The sequence below is a fragment of the Enterobacter cloacae complex sp. 2024EL-00711 genome (genome assembly GCF_047529885.1).
In the GTDB taxonomy this organism is placed as follows: domain Bacteria; phylum Pseudomonadota; class Gammaproteobacteria; order Enterobacterales; family Enterobacteriaceae; genus Enterobacter; species Enterobacter ludwigii.
The window spans coordinates 737,673-757,032 of sequence record NZ_JBLIZC010000002.1 but is presented as its reverse complement, the minus strand read 5'-3'; the positions used below and the strand labels follow the sequence as shown (position 1 = coordinate 757,032).

Annotated in this window: 17 protein-coding genes and 1 tRNA gene; 2 read left to right on the top strand and 16 right to left on the bottom strand. The window is 54.3% G+C overall.

Annotated features, from left to right (window positions below; translation table 11 throughout):
- Window positions 1-110 precede the first annotated feature (110 nt).
- Window positions 111-195 (top strand) — tRNA-Tyr (locus tag ACMVME_RS09960).
- Window positions 196-256: 61 nt separating this feature from the next.
- On the opposite strand, the gene ACMVME_RS09955 is transcribed toward ACMVME_RS09960, so the two are convergent.
- On the bottom strand, window positions 257-700 hold the full coding sequence (locus tag ACMVME_RS09955) for an Lrp/AsnC family transcriptional regulator (protein ID WP_068794700.1): 444 nt from the start codon (window positions 698-700) through the stop codon (window positions 257-259).
- A gap of 107 nt (window positions 701-807) precedes the next feature.
- On the opposite strand from ACMVME_RS09955, the gene ACMVME_RS09950 reads away from it, so the two are divergent.
- Window positions 808-1,704, top strand: coding sequence for a DMT family transporter (locus ACMVME_RS09950; RefSeq protein ID WP_068794701.1), 897 nt, complete (start codon window positions 808-810; stop codon window positions 1,702-1,704).
- Between the two features lie 17 nt (window positions 1,705-1,721).
- Here ACMVME_RS09950 and ACMVME_RS09945 read toward each other — a convergent pair whose 3' ends face one another.
- From ACMVME_RS09945 to ACMVME_RS09875, 15 genes are all read right to left on the bottom strand, one after another.
- Window positions 1,722-2,912: a glycosyltransferase gene (locus tag ACMVME_RS09945; RefSeq protein ID WP_068794887.1), complete on the bottom strand. Its 1,191-nt coding sequence runs from the start codon at window positions 2,910-2,912 to the stop codon at window positions 1,722-1,724.
- 8 nt (window positions 2,913-2,920) lie between these two features.
- Window positions 2,921-3,367: a hypothetical protein gene (locus ACMVME_RS09940; protein ID WP_251858740.1), complete on the bottom strand. Its 447-nt coding sequence runs from the start codon at window positions 3,365-3,367 to the stop codon at window positions 2,921-2,923.
- A 110-nt stretch (window positions 3,368-3,477) separates the two neighbouring features.
- On the bottom strand, window positions 3,478-4,602 hold the full coding sequence (locus tag ACMVME_RS09935) for a glycosyltransferase (protein ID WP_068794702.1): 1,125 nt from the start codon (window positions 4,600-4,602) through the stop codon (window positions 3,478-3,480).
- Window positions 4,596-5,570, bottom strand: coding sequence for an NAD-dependent epimerase/dehydratase family protein (locus ACMVME_RS09930; protein WP_068794703.1), 975 nt, complete (start codon window positions 5,568-5,570; stop codon window positions 4,596-4,598). Before ACMVME_RS09930 ends, ACMVME_RS09935 begins: the two co-directional genes overlap by 7 nt.
- Window positions 5,561-6,673 (bottom strand): fatty acid desaturase family protein, encoded by a 1,113-nt coding sequence (locus ACMVME_RS09925; RefSeq protein WP_068794704.1) that lies wholly within the window; start codon window positions 6,671-6,673, stop codon window positions 5,561-5,563. Before ACMVME_RS09925 ends, ACMVME_RS09930 begins: the two co-directional genes overlap by 10 nt.
- Window positions 6,660-7,787 carry a sterol desaturase family protein gene (locus ACMVME_RS09920; protein WP_041162690.1) on the bottom strand — a complete coding sequence of 376 codons (1,128 nt, stop codon included), beginning with the start codon at window positions 7,785-7,787 and terminating at the stop codon, window positions 6,660-6,662. The genes ACMVME_RS09925 and ACMVME_RS09920 overlap by 14 nt, the downstream gene beginning before the upstream one ends.
- A complete protein-coding gene (locus tag ACMVME_RS09915; protein ID WP_414743422.1) occupies window positions 7,780-8,397 on the bottom strand; it encodes a phosphatase PAP2 family protein in 618 nt (205 codons plus the stop codon). The genes ACMVME_RS09920 and ACMVME_RS09915 overlap by 8 nt, the downstream gene beginning before the upstream one ends.
- A complete protein-coding gene (locus ACMVME_RS09910) occupies window positions 8,394-9,668 on the bottom strand; it encodes a F390 synthetase-related protein (protein ID WP_032681988.1) in 1,275 nt (424 codons plus the stop codon). Before ACMVME_RS09910 ends, ACMVME_RS09915 begins: the two co-directional genes overlap by 4 nt.
- An 8-nt stretch (window positions 9,669-9,676) precedes the next feature.
- On the bottom strand, window positions 9,677-10,483 hold the full coding sequence (locus tag ACMVME_RS09905; RefSeq protein ID WP_032680838.1) for an MBL fold metallo-hydrolase: 807 nt from the start codon (window positions 10,481-10,483) through the stop codon (window positions 9,677-9,679).
- A complete protein-coding gene (locus tag ACMVME_RS09900; RefSeq protein WP_032680837.1) occupies window positions 10,461-11,477 on the bottom strand; it encodes an NAD-dependent epimerase/dehydratase family protein in 1,017 nt (338 codons plus the stop codon). Before ACMVME_RS09900 ends, ACMVME_RS09905 begins: the two co-directional genes overlap by 23 nt.
- Window positions 11,474-12,481, bottom strand: a complete 1,008-nt coding sequence (locus ACMVME_RS09895; protein WP_050594872.1) for a 3-oxoacyl-[acyl-carrier-protein] synthase III C-terminal domain-containing protein — start codon at window positions 12,479-12,481, stop codon at window positions 11,474-11,476. The genes ACMVME_RS09900 and ACMVME_RS09895 overlap by 4 nt, the downstream gene beginning before the upstream one ends.
- A 110-nt stretch (window positions 12,482-12,591) precedes the next feature.
- Window positions 12,592-13,269 carry a respiratory nitrate reductase subunit gamma gene (gene narI, locus ACMVME_RS09890; protein WP_414743421.1) on the bottom strand — a complete coding sequence of 226 codons (678 nt, stop codon included), beginning with the start codon at window positions 13,267-13,269 and terminating at the stop codon, window positions 12,592-12,594.
- Complete coding sequence (gene narJ / locus ACMVME_RS09885) at window positions 13,269-13,979, bottom strand: nitrate reductase molybdenum cofactor assembly chaperone (protein WP_040017698.1); 711 nt, start codon at window positions 13,977-13,979, stop codon at window positions 13,269-13,271. Before narJ ends, narI begins: the two co-directional genes overlap by 1 nt.
- Entirely contained in the window at window positions 13,976-15,511 is a 1,536-nt protein-coding gene (narH, locus tag ACMVME_RS09880; protein ID WP_020882363.1) for a nitrate reductase subunit beta, read from the bottom strand. The genes narJ and narH overlap by 4 nt, the downstream gene beginning before the upstream one ends.
- The gene (locus tag ACMVME_RS09875; protein ID WP_020882362.1) at window positions 15,508-19,251 is read right to left on the bottom strand and encodes a nitrate reductase subunit alpha; all 3,744 of its coding nucleotides are present in this window, start codon (window positions 19,249-19,251) and stop codon (window positions 15,508-15,510) included. The genes narH and ACMVME_RS09875 overlap by 4 nt, the downstream gene beginning before the upstream one ends.
- Window positions 19,252-19,360: the final 109 nt, after the last annotated feature.

Below are 19,360 nucleotides of genomic sequence, written 5' to 3'. Positions count from 1 at the left end.
CCGAGCGGCCAAAGGGAGCAGACTGTAAATCTGCCGTCATCGACTTCGAAGGTTCGAATCCTTCCCCCACCACCATCTCTCAGCATTACCTCAAAATTTGAATTACCCCTGGTGGGGTTCCCGAGCGGCCAAAGGGAGCAGACTGTAAATCTGCCGTCATCGACTTCGAAGGTTCGAATCCTTCCCCCACCACCATCATCTCAAAGCTAATCCAGTGATGTATTTCAAACGATGTGTCATGCATAGCAACAGACGATCACATTGGTGGCAACCGGCGCTTCACCGGTGAACTTTTTACGATCGACGTATTACACTGAGCATGTTCCGCCAGACCATCAAGCAACGCATCCAGTTGCTCAATCGACCGCACGACCAGCCTGATAACAAAGCAGTCTTCACCGGTGACTTTATCGCTCTCAATACATTCCGGCATGGCCTGAATGTACTTATCTACCTTTTGCAGCAACCCCAGTAAAGGACGAACCCGCACCAGCGCCTGCAACGTATACCCCAACGCCGTCAGATTGACGCGCGCACCATACCCTTCAATCACCCCACGCTCTTCCAGTCTTTTCAGACGCTCTGCTGTACTGGGAGATGTCAGTCCAATACGTCCGCTGAGTACCTTTAGCGACATGCGCGCATCCTCAACCAGACAGGCCAGGATTTGGCGATCGATGTCATCGAGAAGGTTTTCCATCGTTTTTACCTAATTTAAAAAAGCCATCACTGTATTTCACCTTATATCAGCCATGTTATTCCCGACAGCGGTATTCGACAATATCGTCATTAATCAGGAGGTGAACAATGGGTGATGTACAAAAAGGCGTCTGGCAGATGAGCCTGGCGATGTTAATTTCCGGCTCGATTGGCGCGTTTGTTCTGCTTTCCGGCCTGCCGGTGACGGAAGTGGTTTTCTGGCGATGCCTGATCGGGGCGATGGCCCTTTTTATTTTCATCCGAATAAGTCGAAAACCATTTAGTCCGCTCACCCGTGTCACGCTGTTGCTGGCTATTCTGGGCGGTGTTGCGTTAGTGGTGAACTGGTTGCTGCTGTTCGCGGCTTATGAACGTATTTCAATCGGCCTTTCTACCGTGGTCTATAACACTCAGCCGTTTATGCTGGTGTTGATGGGGATGTTTTTAGGTGAACGCGTGAGCCTGGTGAAATGGGGTTGGCTCGTTCTCGCCTTTGGCGGCGTGGTCATCCTGCTCTCCAGTGAGCTGAATGGCGCACAGGGCGAAGGCTGGCTCGCAGGAATCGGTCTGGCGATGGGGGCCGCTTTCTTCTACGCACTGACAGCCATAATCGCCCGCAGACTTAAATCAGTTGCGCCCCAGCATATCGCCTTTATTCAGGTACTGACTGGCGTGGTCATGCTGTTGCCCTTCGCCCACCAGCCGGCATTATCAGCTGATTTCCCATGGCCGATTTTACTGACGTTAGGTATCGTCCACACCGGGATCATGTATCAGTTGCTGTATAGCGCGATCCAGAAGCTCCCGACGCCCGTTACCGGTTCTCTGTCTTTTATCTATCCCGTGGTGGCCATAATTGTCGATAACGTGGTGTTCGGACACTCGCTGAATATCACGCAACTGGCTGGTGGTGCATTGATACTGTTTGCGGCTGCAGGTAATAACCTGGGCTGGGGCGAGAAAAAAACCCGCGAGTGCGGGGTTGGGATCAAATCAGCAAATTAGCGACGGGGGCGAACAGGCTAATCCTTGCGGATTAACGTGAGGAGTTGTTCACGAGCCTGTTCAAGTTGCCTGAGTCCGCCGCGCAGCCAGATACCTTTTCTGAAAAACTCGACCCGGGCGGCATGATCGAACTGATCGTAGTCAACCGGGTACACCAGGGCCGGGATCCCTTTTTGAATACAGTGCCACATAATCCCGGCCCCGCCGTGGTGTATCACGACATCGTAACGAGATAACCAGGCATCATAATCAACCCAATGCATACGTAAGAAATTCCCTGCCCGTTCACATTCCGCACTTTCCAGGCTGCCATCCGTGAAATGGAACACCCAGTCTGGCATCGTTTTCGCCAGAGCTGTTGCCGCTTTCGCTACGTCATCTTTATGCCAGTCCAGATGTGTACCCAGCGTAATCAGGACATGCCGCTTTCCTTCAATGAAGGTCGGTTTCTCTCCATCTGCAGGCGGTGTGTACAGCGCAGGTCCAATAAAGGCTACCGATTCAGGCCAGGTCCGCTCAAATTCCATCTCTTTTTCGCCCAGAGCAAGAATGCGCAAGGGTGAATATGCCGTTTCACTGCCGTCAGACCGATAAAGCCGGGTTATGCCCGTCTGACGAATCACACCGCGAAAAAACCAAAAAACAAGACTCTTGAACAACCTGACTTTTTTCCTGTGGATCAGGTGGCTTATCCGTTCCCACGCGGTGATGGCCGGCATCAGCCCAGCACAATAAGCGGGTGGGCCGTCCGGCGCTTCAAGAACGCAGGGCGACGGCAAGCTACTCCACCAGAGAACATTCATCCGGGTACAGACAGGCCCCACGACGGGAAGTGTAAAGTCGGCGATGGCCAAATCCGGCACGCCTTCCCGGCGCCACGCCCTCTCCAGTTCATCAGCAAAACCCTTAAGCAGGCCCACGACTGAGCGAAACTGACGATAAAGCCTCACAGGATGCGTCTTTACGGCATATTTTGGATTGGCAATCGACACTAACGGTGTATCGAAATCGCCGTCAAGAATGAGTCCTTGCAGTCCGGACGCCGCAATCCGCGCGCTGGCACCGCGAGTACTGATAATCCGGACCTGATAATGCGCTGAAAGCGCCCTCCCCATTGCCAGCACGGGATGCAAATGTCCGGAAAATGGCGTGGCCAACAAATCAATTCGCGTGACGTTGTCAGGAATCAGATCAAACAAGCGTTGCATATCAGACTCTATTTCCGTATTTGATTTATAAATCGCTGACATAAACAGACCAGCTCAGTTTGCGAGAGATAGTCCATATGACCGCAGGGTATGCGCTCGTCCGCCTGGTGAAACCAAAGGCGAGAAATCCAGTCTTGCTGCCCCTGAACCAAAAAATGATGGCAGTCAGGACGCTGACGAGCCACGGGGCCGTAAGCAAAAATACTCACGCGAGACAGGACTGAGGACGGCAGGTGAAGATTATTAAAGAGTTCCAGTCCACAGCTTCCGGAAAGTAACAGCGTGTGATCCGCCGATTCCAGCAACGCGATCGCAATGTTTCGATAGCGCTCGCCAAACGCTGCCCTGCGAGAAGTGAGGTAGTCCCGCGCATTGCTGCAACTTGCACGCAATAAACCCGTATCACACCATGGCTGGTTTTGAGGTATCCAGGGGAAATTTTCAGTGACAGGCATGGCCCCCTCCGTCAGCAAAGACTGGAGGAACAAACTCTGCACCGGGCTGAGCGCAAGGTTGCCGGGACGGCTTCTTCCCGTGATAAAAGCGATGTTAAGCCGCATGCCGGTCACAATGAGCTGAAGCGGTCATTACTGAAAACGCGATAGCGACGCGAACGCCAGTGAATATTCCGGTTGAACAAGGCATGAATTAAATGCACAGGCTGCAACAGCTCTGATAACACCGACATCACCGGCCTTGCGGAAATAGTCTCTGACACTAAACGCTGTATACGGCGCAAGGCAACGTGGCGAACGAGAAGGACCACCGCCAGTAACACGCAATTTATCCCCCCACTGAATGCGAGCCCCACCATCGCCCAAAGCAGTAACGGATGTAAACCCTGAAGAAGAAAGATTGCCAGATTCGTACCAGCAGGCTTCTCACGCATCAACAATGTGGCGAACAAAAACCAGCGGTGCATCTGACGAAAATACCGTCTGACATCAGGTACGCTGGTTTGTACGCTCACTGGCGCGACAGACTGTACGATGCTTACCCCTTGCTGAGTAAGAAGCGTTGCCAGCGCAAGATCATCGGTCAGATGTCGAAGGATGGGCGAAAATCCCCCCACGTTTTCCAGTACACATAAAGGTAACAGGTAGCACATGCCATTTAGCGTTAACGGTCTGACAAAAGGCAGCAACGGCAGATACGTCAGCGCTGAGTTATCATTAACAAATTGTGCCAGCAGTCGCGACGGTAAGTTGTCGGTAGCCACATACCAGGGCAGCGCGGTGACAAGCGAATGATCATCAAGCGCGGCAAGCATCGTGTTCAGCGATGTCGCCGTCAGTACCGCATCGTCATCTAAAATCAGGACCGTCAGGGTCTTAACCTGCTTTCTTCCTTGCTCAAGCTTATATAACTTTGGATTTATCCCTTCCGGCGCTTCAGGGTATGCGCAGATATGAATAGCGCTCTGAGGGTAACGCGTCTGCAACCGCTGCGTTACCCTTGCGGCCTCCGCGTCGTCCACGTCAGTCAGCCAAAGAAACGTTGCGCCAGGCAAATTTTGAAGGCTCGCGGCCAGCACCGTCTCTAACGCAGGATCACCGCTGAGTATGGGTTGCATGACCGTAATGTCGCTGAAAGAGCAAGAGTTGTTATCCCTTGTGGCTGTAAGCATTTTCTGCGTGATACAGACTTTGAAAAGCAGAATGGCCAGCCATGCTATTGCGATAATTAACACAGGCGCTCTTCCTTGAGTTGTTGTAAAAACGTACGCAGGCTGACGTCAAAATCCATTGATGGTGGACCAAAGTCATCCAGCATACGCGTAACATTCAGGGTGTTAGTGTAGCCAAAGACGGCAACGCCAAAACGGGTAATCGGCGGTTCTCCCGGCAACGGCAGCCAGTGCCACAGCCTCTCAAGTATGCCAGCAAAACACATCGCAGTTCCCAGGCGCACGGTTTTATGCGGTTGAGGCAAACCCAACTGCTGCAAGACGTCACATAACAGCCGATGGATTTCGACAGATTGACTGGCGGAGATGTTATAGCACGGGCGGAGATGACTGCGTTTCACGGCACGCATCAGGTAATCCCCTAGCACATCGACGTGCATAATGTCGGCCTGCACTTTTACACCGCGGCTAAGGATAGAGGGCAGCTTTCCTTTTTTAGCCGCGGCCAACAGAGGCGGTAAGAGCAAGCGATCGCCCTCACCAAATACGGCACAGGGGCGAAAAATGGTTTTCTCACCCTGATACGTCTCAACAAGGCACTCTGCCTGACGTTTTGTGCGCCCATATTGGCTGCTAAATTCGGGGCCGATAGCATCACATTCACGCAGTCCTGGCTGGTGTGCAAAACGGTAATAAACCGCCGCGCTTGAAATAAATATGAGTCGTGGAAAGCCACGATGACGGCAAAAATCGATAACATGCCGGGTCGTCTCAACGTTATCCCGGTAATAATCGTGCTCACTACCCCAGGGCGAAGTCCTTCCTGCCGCGTGAATAACCACATCGGGTACGACATCAAGCGTATGAAGCTGGTCTAACCCAAGTGCGAAATACTCAACTGATGCGGGCAACGCGACATGTTCACGGCGCCCGACGCCGCACAGCGAAACGCCGTCAGTATCGGCAAAACGCCGGATAAAAGCCCCGCCAATGAAACCCGATGCTCCGGTGACCATAATCTTCACGGCCATTCTCCGTGTCGCTCAGGGCGTTCACCCATGCGCCTGAGAAAACGCTGCTGGAGAGACATTAAATCGGCGAGGGTGAGTCGTCGATAATCCAGCCCTTCTCGCGCGGCGACATTCTCGATGATTCGGCTCAACTGAGGATAATGGCGATGACTCCAGTGCGGGAAAAGATGGTGAGTCAGATGAAGATTGAGGCCGCCCAGCCAATAACCCATGAACGCGGGCCGTGTCGACCAGTCAAAGGTCGTTGCAAAGGTATGGGAAAGCCTGCCTTGAGCCATTTTGCCCTCGTCAGGGGGGAGCTGAGCGCTGCCCTTTGCCCAGTGCGTCCCGATGACGAGCATGACGAATATCAGAGAAGAGATCATCTGACAGAGCATATAGGTCAACAAAATTGAACCGGCGCTAAATCTGTCGGCCAACAACCACATGGGTAACACGAGGCTGAATGCTGCGTGCAAGGCTTTACCCGTCAAAAAAAACGTCCAGCCGATAATACCCTGCTGCGCCAGATGAGGCGTCACCGGGGTATATCCCCCTCTGTCGAGCCAGTCAACAATCCAGATATACCAGGGGAAGGTTAATGCGGCGACCAACGGCCAGTAGTAGCGCTGCGCCCGCATAAAGGGGCGCCAGCGCTGCCAGGGCGTCTGGCGCATAAGACCATTTTCTGCGGTGTCCGGATCGTAACATTCTATGTTGGTGAATCCATGATGAAATCTGACATGGCGAACGCGCCAGCAATCGGGATCCAGGCCGAGAGGGATAGCGACAATACGGTTTACCCACGCGTTAGCTTTTTTACTTTTCAGAAAGGCATTATGAGACGCATCATGCACGACGTTCACAGTCAGCAACATCGCGAAAACGATGGCGGCAAAATACCATGAAAAATACAGGGGCAGGTCACTCTGATGAAGCGCTAACGCATAACTTCCAATACAGCCACCAGCCAGCATCACTGTTTTAACCAGCATTCGGCCATCTGCATAGCGATGATCGCCCCGTTCTGTTAACAACGCGCGTGTTTCGCTGTGAAGTGCTGCAACCAGCCTGGGGGGATCGGCGGGAAAGGTCAACCGCTTGTCAGGATTAAACTGGTTCACTTATCCCCCTTTTTGATCTGCGCCCAAGACCATAGGTGAGTGCAATACCGTGTGCGGCCAGTGCCGCCATAACTGCAACCCAATAGACGTGATTCCAGCCCCAATAACCCAAGAAAAGCAGCGGTAAAGAGAGCGTGACCAGACACCACATCATCACTCCCCAGCGCTGACCCTCGCTGATCCCACCCAATGCGACAGAGCCAGCTGCCAGCAATATAAACAACAGGGACTGCGCAGCGCCCACGTTATCTATACTGTATCCGTAGCGCTGGATGTAGCCCAGAACGAGCGCAAACAACAGAATAGCCCCGACACCTGTCATTAATATCGAACAGTCAAACTGGCGATGTCGGAGGCGAACCGTTTTCAAAATACCTGCCATTTGCAAAAAAGGAAGATTACTTTCCTGCATCGGGTTTAACGATGGCTTCCTGCCTTTTACCCCATAGGTCAACTTCTCCTGCGAGGGCATCTCGCAGAACGTACCGAATAATTTATCCCAGAAAATAAAGGTGCCACCGTAGTTGGTATCGGCATAGCGCTTATTATTAAGGTGATGAACGCGATGATGTGTCGGGGTAACAAATACCTTTTCTAGCCATCCCAGCGTTGGCGTTAATGCGTTATGGTTAAAAAACTGAATGCTGTAATGCACGATGGAAACCGCCAGAAAGACACTCAGCGGTACGCCAGCCAGCGCTAACACCAAAAAGAAAGGGATTGACGTTAATGACGAGTACCAGGAATTTCGCACCCCCAACGACAGGTTATAGTTCTCCCCCTGATGGTGAACAACGTGAACAGCCCACAGTAGCCGAAGCTGGTGATGGAGACGATGCAGCCAGTAGAAACCAACGTCCCATGCTAACAATGTAAAGAGCCATACCCCGACGGCAGACCATCCCTCAAAAAGATTCAGGCTAAAGTGTTCCAGCACAAATCCGTAGCAAAGCACCTCCAGGCACCGGAAAAACCACAGCATAATGTGCCCGGAATTGAGATTGAAAATGATATCGAGCCAGTCAATATTCTGCCGCCGTGTGAACTGAAGAATACAGGCCTCAGCACACACGAAAAACAGCATAAAAAGAACGGGAAACAGGAGTTCACTCACCGGGTATTCCTTTATATTTTTGTCTGCGCACGTCCAGATGCCCTGCCAGCCATACACTGGCCCCTGCCAGCAAAACACCCGCCATTAAATCAATAAACAGATGTCTTCTCAGCTGAAGGATAGAGTAGGCAATAGCACACGCCCAGATGACGCTTGCAACCGTCATCCAGCGTAAACGCCCTGCCGCTATCGCCCAGACGGCGAGTGCCGTCAGCGCAGCGTGCAAAGAGGGAAAGCAATTTTGACGGGAATCGACAGAGACCAGCCATCCCAATACTCTGGAAGAAACACCCTCTCCTGCCAGCGTGGGATACACCATGGTGGTCGGCCATAACAGATATATGATGCCCGCCCCCAGCGCCGAAAATTGCATGGACCGGGCAAGCCACCGCACTCGGTCATACGGCGTTAATAAATATCCCAACGGGACAATTAAGAAAAAGGACAAGTAGAGCCACACTGCATCAGGCGAAAAGGGAATTAACGCGTCAACCCGTAGTGGGGTTAAACGATAACCTTCACCATGTAACCTGTCGCAAAGCGAATAAACGACCCCGACCGACCCCCACCCCAATAGCATCTGCTTGAGGCGTTGCAGAAACTCACTCATTCCTTTCCCCATTCACGGACTATGCGCCGTCGTTTTGCGTCAAAGTTCGGTGATACGCTTCGGGACTGCAGCACCCATACCAGCCGGGAAGTGTCTATTCCCTGTAACGTAAACAGCTCATTCAGCGCGTCGCGGCAGTGAGGAAGTATTGCTGCGTCACAATCCGCGGTAAGACACAGTCTCTCTGCTTCTGTTTGTACCAGGCGATAGTCTGCGGTAAGTGGGAGCGTGACGGCCAGCACGCGGCTGCAGGGGTCGGCAAAAATAACCTGCGGTTTGCCCGTGCTATCCGGGAGAAGGAGTTGATCGTCCTGTCGACCCTCAATACGCTCAATCGCGCGCGCCGCACTTCCACACGGGCACCGCGCCTCGCGGGCAACCAGTATGTCATCAAGGCGGTAACGGACGATGGGCTGCGTGCTGCGGGTGAAATCGGTGATAACAGGCGTAAAGCGCTTCTCATCCAGCCAGTGGGGCTCGACGTGAATAAACTCCTCGTTCAGATGTAACGTCCCAAAAGAACAGGTTGAAGCTAAAAAACCCTCTGTTGCCTGATAGATTTCACCCACGCTACCAAATACCTGGTGGATAAGTGCCCTGTCCTGTTCCTCCAGAACTTCGGCGACAGAAATCACCTTTTTGACATTCAGCTGCAGCGTTCCGTCCAGAACCGCCAGCGCCAGCGCACGTAATACCTGTGCGGGGGCAACAATGATCGTCGGGGAAAACTGTTCTACATGGCGCAATTGCGGCTGAAACGGCGCCAGTAAATCGTAAAATTCCAGGCTCAACCAGCTGCTGCTCACACTCTGGTAAAGGTTATTATTTGCCCTCAGAAACAGTGCAACCCGTTCCCGGGCAAAAAGACCGTCCGGTAAGGCCCTGGCAAGCATACCTGCAGCCCAAATTTGCTGCTCCTTCGGACTGACAACAAATAACCCGCGTCTGCCGGAAGTACCTGATGACAGGCCCACGCTAAATCGGCCTATTTTCGGACTGAAGTCCCGGCTCTGTTCACTTTTCAGCGCGCAGGCCATCAGCGCGTCACGCTTAAGACCTTCAGTGTTCATCTCATCGAAATGCGTCATCATCAGCGCCTTGTCCATCAGCGGCCACTGTCCGAACGGCACCGCGAGAAATCGTTGAAACCATGGGCTTTTCGATAACACGTTCCGCCTGAAGCGATGCAGTTTTTTTTCCTGCCATCTCTCCAGTTTTTCACGTTCGGTAAAACGCCGTCTGCGGGTGCAGAAATAGCGCCACATCAACATAATGAGGTTCACAAATCGCCCTCATGACACAGACGAATATCCACTTTACCGTTTTTCCAGAGTTGATTGAGTTGCCGGAGCGTCTGGTAATAAGCAGAGGGATCGGACATCACCAGACTGGCAAGCCGTGAAGGACCGCGCATCTCCCGGTAATTGTCAGGAGACCATGCCGCATCTGCGGCCAAAAGTGTCCAGCCGTCCTCTGTCAGGACGAATGCGCCGAAGTGTCCGGCTGCATGGCCTGCAAGCGGGATCAAAATAATTTCGCCCTGACTGTCCGGCAAAACATAGCCCCGCTCAAACGGAGCAAGCGCCTCGGGCAGCCTCAGGGTTTCGAAACCTTCAATGAAGCGCAATGACGACTCAAACTCGGAGGGGAAAAGTCCTGGCACAAATGCCTGACGCAGGGCGGCAAATCCTCTCAGCGCTCTCACCTGCTGCCAGCCCTCACCAGAACAAATACAGCTAACATCGGGGAAATCACGTAGCCCTGCGACGTGATCGGCATGGAAGTGCGACAAGATAATCGCATCGATATCGCCCCCGACCAGGCCTTGTGCGTAAAGCTGTTGAGCCAGGGACTGTTTGGGGTCGAAATAAACCGGCGTGACTTGCCGGTAAATGCGAAAAATGCCCGAGCGCGTGTAGTGTTCAAACCAGGAGGAATAGCCGGTATCCCATAGCCATCGGTGTGAACCGACCTCCAGGAGCCAGGCTCGAGAGGGAAATTTGCACACCCTGAGACCAGCGCCTTTTAGAGCCATGCAGCCGATATGGGTGCAATATCCTGTTTCAAACGCGGTAATCTTTGCCATTCGTCCTCAGCCATTCTCCCGTTAGCGCGATGCCTTCTGCCATTGAAAAGCGAGGGGTATAGCCCAACTCCTCTACGGCTTTTTTAGCGCTCAGCGTCATATCGAAACAAACCGTTCCCGCACTGTAACGGGTGACGGGAGGTTCCTTATTGATGCACTTTCCGACTAATTCCATGCCACGCGCGGCCAGTGACACCACCGGCCAGGGAATTGACCGGATCTGATAGCGTAACCCCAGCTGCTGACGCAGCAACGCGTCAAGCATATCAACCAGCCGCTGCGGCTGGTGATTGGTCACGTTATAGATGCTGCCGGAATAAAGAGGCTGGCCCAAGGTTGCACGTTCCATAGCAAAGACCACGTTTTGTACGAAGGTCAAATCCAGAAGCGCTTCTCCTCCCCTGGGCAGACGCAGTATCCCTCCGTCCTGATGGAGCTGACGCAGCAGGCGAGGAACGATCACCTTATCATGGGGACCGAAAAGCCCACGCGGGCGCAAAATGATGAACGTAGTCGCGCTGAAGCTTGCCACCGCATCTTCAATGATGCGTTCGGCTGCCCGTTTGCTGCTGGCGTAGTGGCTGGAAAATGTGTTCGCCAGGTAGGTTTCCGGAAGATCGTAGTGATGCTGAAAATCGAAGTAGACCGCAGGGGTAGAAATGTGGACAAAACGCGGAATGCCCGCGGTGCCCGCAGCCATCGCCAGTTTTTGTGTTGCAATGACGTTAGCCTGCCAGAAAGCGTCCCTCCCTCCCCAGGGAGAAGATTTCGCTGCGCAGTGCCACACGGCATCGCACCCCTCCATGAGCCTGGCGCATTGGTCCAGAGACGCCAGGGACAAGTCGAGTGGGATAAACGTCGCGCCCACATGCTTTAAATGTGCACCTTCGACCGGATTACGGCCCGTCGCCACTACGCTAAAGCCACGTTCCAGCAAATAGTGGACAGCGTTACGCCCCAGCCCGCTGGTTGCCCCTGTCACCAGGATCTTCATGGCATAAGTACCATGCCAGCCAGCGTCAGGCCTGCTGCAGTACCAATAAGCATCGCGGGTTTTCCCGGCGTGAAACGACCATGGGTTACCGCTTCATGCAGCGCCGTAGGGATGGAGGCGGCCACCTGGTTACCGTAGTGACGGTAAACATCAATTAAGATGGATTCAGGGACGCCCAGCCGCTTACGCATGTGTTCAAGAGAAAGATGGCTGGCCTGATGCGGAATGACGGTACCGATATCCGACAGTTGCAGACCACATTTTCCCAGCAGCCGCGCGAAGTAGTCATCAATCAGCGAAGAGGCATACCGGAACAGCGCCTTACCCTGCATATGGAACATAAAATCACTGTCGCTCATGCCTGCTCTTGGGTTGCGACGCGTTCCTCCCGCACGGATTTCACAGAGTTCGCTGCCATCCGGGTACATCTCGATCAGGCTGGTGATAATCCCACTGTTGCCGTCACCACGCTCCACGATCGCACACGCCGCACCATCACCGAAAATCAACGAAGACTCTTCGTGACTCCAGTCAATGCCGCGCGATGCTAAATCAGCTGAAACAATGGCGATGCGACGATATGCGCCTGTATTCAATAAACCTGCGGCAACTTCTAAAGCGGAAATAAAGCTGACACAGCTGCTGTTAATATCAAACCCCGCCAAACCCGCGGGCATACCCGCCGCCTTGATAATATGAACCGCACTGCAGGGAAGCGCTTGTATGGCAATAGCCGATGCACAAATTAACAGGTCTATGGAAGCAGGTGATATCGTTCCGGCATGTAGCGCGTTATGTAGCGCCTGTGCGGCCAGCCCGGCCTGGCTGGCGGTGTGAGAAGCGTGGTAGCGGGTAAGTATACCGGACCGTTTTTCAACGTAGCCAGGCGGTTTTCCTAACCACGAATCCAGATCGCTGGATGTCAGTCTTTCAGCAGGCAAGGCAATGCCTGTTGAGATAATTTTTATTGCGGCCGAAATTTCCGGCTCTGTTGATTGACCCACACCAGTGCTCCCTTCACTAGCTAATCCAACCGCTAATAATATAGGAGCCCCTTCTTTACACAATCTGAAATTAACGGGAGCGTCCTGCTCCCGTGTCGGTTTTCAGTGAATTAGCGACGGGCGCGAACAATCAGATATTTGCGCGTCAGATACTCCACCGGTGCACTCCAGATATGCACCAGACGAGAGAACGGGAACAGCACAAACAGCGTCATCCCGAGCACCAGGTGCACGCGGAAGATAAACGCCACACCGTCAAGGTGCTCAGACGCACCACCGTGGAAAGCCACCACAGACTGCGCCCAGCCGACCAGCTTCATCATTTCGCTGCCATCCATATGCTGAGCCGAGAACGGAATGGTCAGCAGACCCAGCGCACACTGCACCATCAGCAGGGACAAAATCAGAATGTCCGCGCCGGTGGTGGTCGCGCGAACACGCGGGCTGAACAGACGGCGTTTGAGCAGCAGTAAACCGCCCACCAGCGTCATGACGCCGCAGGCACCGCCGGCAATCATCGCCATTTTCTGCTTCACCTCAATCGGCAGGAATGACTCATACATCCAGTGCGGCGTCAGCATTCCGAGGAAGTGACCCGCAAAAATCCCCAGGATCCCGATGTGGAACAGGTTAGAAGCCAGGTTCATCCCTTTGCGATCGAGCATCTGGCTGGAGGCAGCACGCCAGGTGTACTGGCCGTAGTCATAACGCAGCCAGCTTCCCACCAGGAACACGGTGCCCGCGATATACGGGTAAATGTCAAAGAAGAACATATTCAGGAAGTGCATTATTGCTGTCCTCCGTTAGAGATATTCAAATATTGCGGGGCAACGGCTCCGGCAAAACGACGTTGGTGAGCAGAGATTTCAGACTCACCGCAGTTCTGGTCAGCCATGAATTTCACCTGCTCTTCCTCCCAGACCGCATCCAGCGCCTGTGGCGTATCATCGCGGGCTTCATCGGCGATCTTCTCCGCAACTTTTTCACTGTCGACCGATGCGTTGGCGAGTTTCACCAGCAGGTCGAACAGCACCGCGTAACGGCTCTCGCGCTGCTGAAGTCGTGCGCCGAGCAACGCCAGGATCGGCGCGATGTCCTGCAGCCCCCCCAGCGCCTCCTCTTTAGGCAACTGCGCCAGATACTCAAGATAGAGCGGCAGGTGGTCCGGCAGCTCGCGGCTGTCGAGCTGCAGGCCGTGTTGCTCGTACTGTCCCATCAGGTCAACCATCGCCTGACCGCGGTCACGTGACTCACCGTGAACATGTTCGAACAGCAGCAGCGACGTCGCGCGTCCGCGGTCAAACAGCTGGCTGTAATCCGCCTGCGCATCCAGTAAATCGCGCGCTAACAGGTCCCGGAGGAAAACGGCCAGTGTCTGGGCATCCTCTTTCTCAAGATTTTCAGATGACGCGAGTGCATCAAAGAGCTCCTGCTGATGCTGCGCAAGCGCAGCATCCGGGTACTCGAGCAGACGCGAAACAATGACAAGTTCAATCATTGGTGCGGCTCCGTTTTGCTCGTCACATCCAGGGCATCGATGCGGCGGCTGTTGAAGAGATTGAATTTCGTGTCTGAACCGTGGCAACCGTCGCCAAAGGTAAAGCCACAGCCATTTTTCTCCGGGAAGGCTTCGCGAGCCAGTTCACGGTGGCTGCTCGGCACCACGAAACGGTCTTCGTAATTGGCAATCGCCAGGTAACGGTACATCTCCTGCGCCTGGGCTTCGGTCAGACCTACCGCTTCCAGTGCACGGGTATCGTTAACACCGTCAACGGTTTCAGCGCGTTTGAAGTGGCGCATCGCCAGCATACGTTTCAGCGCCAGCAGGACCGGCTGGGTATCCCCTGCGGTTAACAGGTTTGCCAGATACTGAACCGGGATACGCAGGCTTTCCACGTCTGGCAGAATGCCGTTGCTGCCGAGTTCACCTGCATCCGCAGCAGACTGGATCGGAGACAGCGGCGGCACGTACCACACCATCGGCAGGGTGCGGTATTCCGGATGCAGCGGCAGCGCCAACTTCCAGTCCATCGCCATTTTGTACACCGGAGACTGCTGCGCCGCGTCAATCACGCTCTGCGGAATGCCGTCTTTCAGCGCCTGCTCAATCACTTTCGGATCGTTAGGATCGAGGAAGACGTCCAGCTGACGCTGATAGAGATCTTTCTCGTTCTCGGTGCTGGCTGCATTTTCAATCGCGTCCGCGTCGTACAGCAGCACGCCGAGGTAACGAATACGGCCCACGCAGCTCTCAGAGCAGACGGTTGGCATACCGGCTTCAATACGCGGATAGCAGAAGATGCACTTCTCAGACTTGCCGCTCTTCCAGTTGAAGTAGATTTTTTTGTACGGGCAACCGGTAATACACATACGCCAGCCGCGGCACTTGTCCTGGTCGATCAGCACAATGCCATCTTCTTCACGCTTATAGATGGCTCCGCTCGGACAGGTCGCCACGCACGCCGGGTTAAGGCAGTGCTCGCACAGACGCGGCAGATACATCATGAAGGTGTTTTCGAACTGGCCGTACATCGCCTTCTGCATGTTCTCGAAGTTCTGGTCTTTGGCGCGTTTTTCGAACTCGCCGCCCAGAATCTCTTCCCAGTTTGGACCGCTGGTGATCTTATCCATACGCTGTCCGGTAATGAGCGAGCGTGGACGTGCGATCGGCTGATGTTTGCTTTCCGGCGCGTTGTGCAGGTTCTGGTAGTCGTAATCAAACGGCTCGTAGTAATCATCGATGCCCGGCAGATGCGGGTTGGCGAAGATTTTACCGAGCAGCATCGCACGGTTACCCATGCGCGGCTGCAGTTTACCGTTGATTTTACGGATCCAGCCGCCCTTCCATTTCTCCTGGTTTTCCCAGTCGGTCGGGAAGCCGGTGCCGGGTTTACTTTCCACGTTATTGAACCACGCGTACTCCATCCCTTCGCGGCTGGTCCAGACGTTTTTACAGGTGACTGAGCAGGTATGACAGCCGATGCATTTATCCAGATTCAGCACCATGCCGACTTGTGAACGAATTTTCATTTTACGCTCTCCTGTACCTGGTCATTACCTTCGCCGTCTAACCAGTTAATATTCTTCATCTTACGTACCACCACGAACTCATCGCGGTTAGATCCTACCGTGCCGTAGTAGTTAAAGCCGTAGGCCAGCTGCGCATAGCCGCCGATCATGTGCGTCGGTTTTGGCGTAATACGGGTCACGGAGTTGTGAATGCCGCCGCGCTGCTCGGTAATTTCAGAACCCGGCAGGTTAACGATACGTTCCTGCGCGTGGTACATCATGGTCATCCCGGCCGGGACACGCTGGCTGACAACCGCACGCGCCGTCAGCGCACCGTTGCTGTTGAACACTTCGATCCAGTCGTTATCTTCAATGCCCAGATCTTTGGCGTCCGTCTCGCTCATCCACACAATCGGGCCACCGCGGGACAACGTCAGCATCAGCAGGTTGTCGCTGTAGGTGGAGTGAATGCCCCACTTCTGGTGTGGCGTCAGGAAGTTCAGCGCCTTCTCCGGGTTACCGTTCGATTTCGTACCCATTACCGCTTTCACGGAGCGGGTATCGATTGGCGGACGATAAACCAGCAGGCTCTCACCGAAGTCGCGCATCCACTGGTGATCCTGATACAGGGACTGACGACCGGACAGGGTACGCCATGGGATCAGTTCGTGAACGTTGGTGTAGCCAGCGTTGTAGGAGACGTGTTCATCTTCCAGGCCAGACCAGGTCGGGCTGGAGATAATTTTGCGCGGCTGAGCCTGAATATCGCGGAAGCGGATCTTCTCTTCCTCTTTATTCGTCGCCAGATGGGTATGATCGCGACCGGTAAACTCACTCAGTGCCGCCCATGCTTTCACCGCCACGTGACCGTTGGTTTCCGGTGCCAGAGTCAGGATCATTTCTGCAGCATCAATGGCCGTGTTCAGCATTGGCTGGCCTTTGGCCGGGCCGTCCGCTTTGGTGTAATTGAGCTTACGCAGCAGGTCCATTTCGCTCTGGGTATTCCACGCAATCCCTTTACCCCCGTTACCGATTTTTTCCATCAGCGGGCCGATAGAGGTAAAGCGTTCGTACGTTGCCGGGTAGTCACGTTCAACGGGAATAATGTGCGGCGCTGTCACACCCGGGATCAGGTCACACTCGCCTTTTTTCCAGTCCTTCACGTCCAGCGGCTGCGCCAGTTCGGCTGCAGAGTCGTGCTGAATCGGCAGGGTCACCACATCGGTCTCTTTGCCCAGATGTCCTACGCACACTTCGGAGAATTTCTTCGCGATATCTTTGTAGATATCCCAGTCGCTTTTGGATTCCCACGCCGGGTCAACGGCTGCAGACAGCGGATGAATAAACGGATGCATATCCGAGGTATTCATGTCGTCTTTTTCATACCAGGTGGCGGTTGGCAGCACGATATCGGAATACAGGCAGGTGCTGGACAGACGGAAGTCCAGCGTCACCACCAGATCCAGCTTGCCGTCCAGACCGTTGTCTTTCCACTCCACTTCTTCTGGTTTCACGCCGCCCTGCTTGCCCAGATCTTTCCCCTGAATACCGTTTTCAGTACCCAGCAGATATTTCAGCATGTACTCGTGGCCTTTACCGGAGGAGCCCAGCAGGTTAGAGCGCCAGATAAACAGGTTACGCGGATGGTTTTTGCCGTTTTCAGGCTGCTCGGCCGCAAAGCGAATGGTGCCTTCTTTCAGTGCCTTGACGGTGTAATCCGCCGGGGTCATGCCCGCTTTCTTCGCCTCGTCAGCAATGCGCAGCGGGTTAGTCCCTAACTGAGGTGCAGACGGCAGCCAGCCCATGCGTTCAGCGCGGACGTTGAAGTCGATCAGGTGGCCGCTGTAGCGGGATTTATCCGCCATTGGCGACAGCAGTTCCTGGGCCGTTACCGTCTCGTAGCGCCACTGACTGGAGTGGTTGTAGAAGTAAGACGTACTGTTCATATGACGCGCCGGACGCTGCCAGTCGAGGGCAAACGCCAGTGGCTGCCAGCCCGTCTGCGGACGCAGTTTTTCCTGACCCACATAGTGCGCCCAGCCGCCGCCGCTTTGACCCACACAACCGCAGAAGATCAGCATGTTGATCAGGCCACGATAGTTCATATCAAGGTGATACCAGTGGTTCAGACCGGCACCAACAATGATCATTGAACGGCCATGCGTCTTGTCAGCATTTTCAGCGAATTCACGGGCGATACGGGTGATGTGTCCACGCGGCACGCCGGTAATCTGCTCTGCCCAGGCCGGAGTATACGCTTTGATGTCGTCGTAGCTGGTTGCGCAGTTTTCATCATTCAGGCCGCGCTCCAGGCCGTAGTTGGCCAGCGTCAGGTCATATACGGTGGTCACCAGCGCCGTCGACCCATCCGCCAGCTGCAGACGTTTGACCGGCAGTTTATGCATCAGGATGTTCTGCAGCTCAACTTTGTTGAAATGCTCGGACCCTTCGCCGCCGAAGTACGGGAAGCCCACATCAGCAATTTCGTCCTGGCTACCCAACATGCTCAGACGCAGTTCAGTCTCTTCACCGGTGGTACCGTTACGCTGCTCGAGGTTCCACTTGCCCTTCTCGCCCCAGCGGAAACCGATAGAGCCGTTGGGTGCCACCAGCTCGCCGTTATTGTTATAAGCGACCGTTTTCCACTCAGGATTGTTTTCCTGACCCAGCGCATCCACCAGGTCGGCGGCACGCAGCGTGCGGCCCGCTGCATAGTAGCCATCACGCTCTTCCAGCATGACCAGCATCGGCATGTCGGTATAGCGACGAACATAGTCAGTAAAATACTGGCTGGGTTTATCGAGGTGGAACTCACGCAGCATCACGTGGCCCATCGCCAGCGCCATCGCGGAGTCGGTACCCTGTTTAGGTGCCAGCCACAGGTCGCACAGCTTGGCAATTTCCGCGTAGTCCGGGGTTACCGCAACGGTTTTGGTGCCTTTGTAACGCACTTCCGTGAAGAAGTGGGCATCCGGCGTACGGGTCTGTGGAACATTAGAGCCCCAGGCAATAATGTAGCTGGAGTTGTACCAGTCAGCGGATTCCGGCACGTCGGTCTGCTCGCCCCAGGTCTGCGGAGAGGCTGGCGGCAGGTCGCAGTACCAGTCGTAGAAGCTCAGACAGGTTCCGCCGATAAGCGACAGATAACGAGCACCTGAGGCGTAAGAGACCATCGACATTGCCGGGATAGGCGAGAAGCCCGCGACGCGATCCGGTCCGTAGGTTTTGACGGTATAAACGTTAGAGGCAGCAATCAGTTCGTTGACCTCTTTCCAGGAAGAACGAACAAAGCCACCGCGACCGCGCGCCTGCTTAAAGCTTTTTGCTTTGTCGGCATCTTCGATAATGGATGCCCAGGCATCAACCGGATCGCTGTGCAGCACTTTCGCTTCACGCCACATTTTCATCAGGCGTTTGCGCATCAGAGGGTATTTCAGACGGTTGGCGCTGTACAGATACCAGGAGTAGCTTGCACCACGCGGGCAGCCACGAGGTTCGTGGTTTGGCATATCCGGACGGGTACGCGGATAGTCGGTCTGCTGCATTTCCCATGTCACCAGGCCGTTTTTAACGAAAATCTTCCAGCTACATGAGCCAGTGCAGTTCACGCCGTGGGTCGAACGGACGACTTTGTCATGCTGCCAGCGCTGACGGTAACCGTCTTCCCAGTCCCGGTTGGTCTCCAGAACCTGGCCGTGCCCATCGGCAAAAGTTTCACCCTTCTGTTTGAAGTAGCGAAACCGGTCCAAAAATTTGCTCATCGGGTATCTCCTGTGTGGAGCCTGTGGCTCTCTAAATCGACATTGCTGATTTGCAGCGAAGGTAACGCTCTGATAGATGGCGAGAATTGATAACGATCAAGGCGGAGAG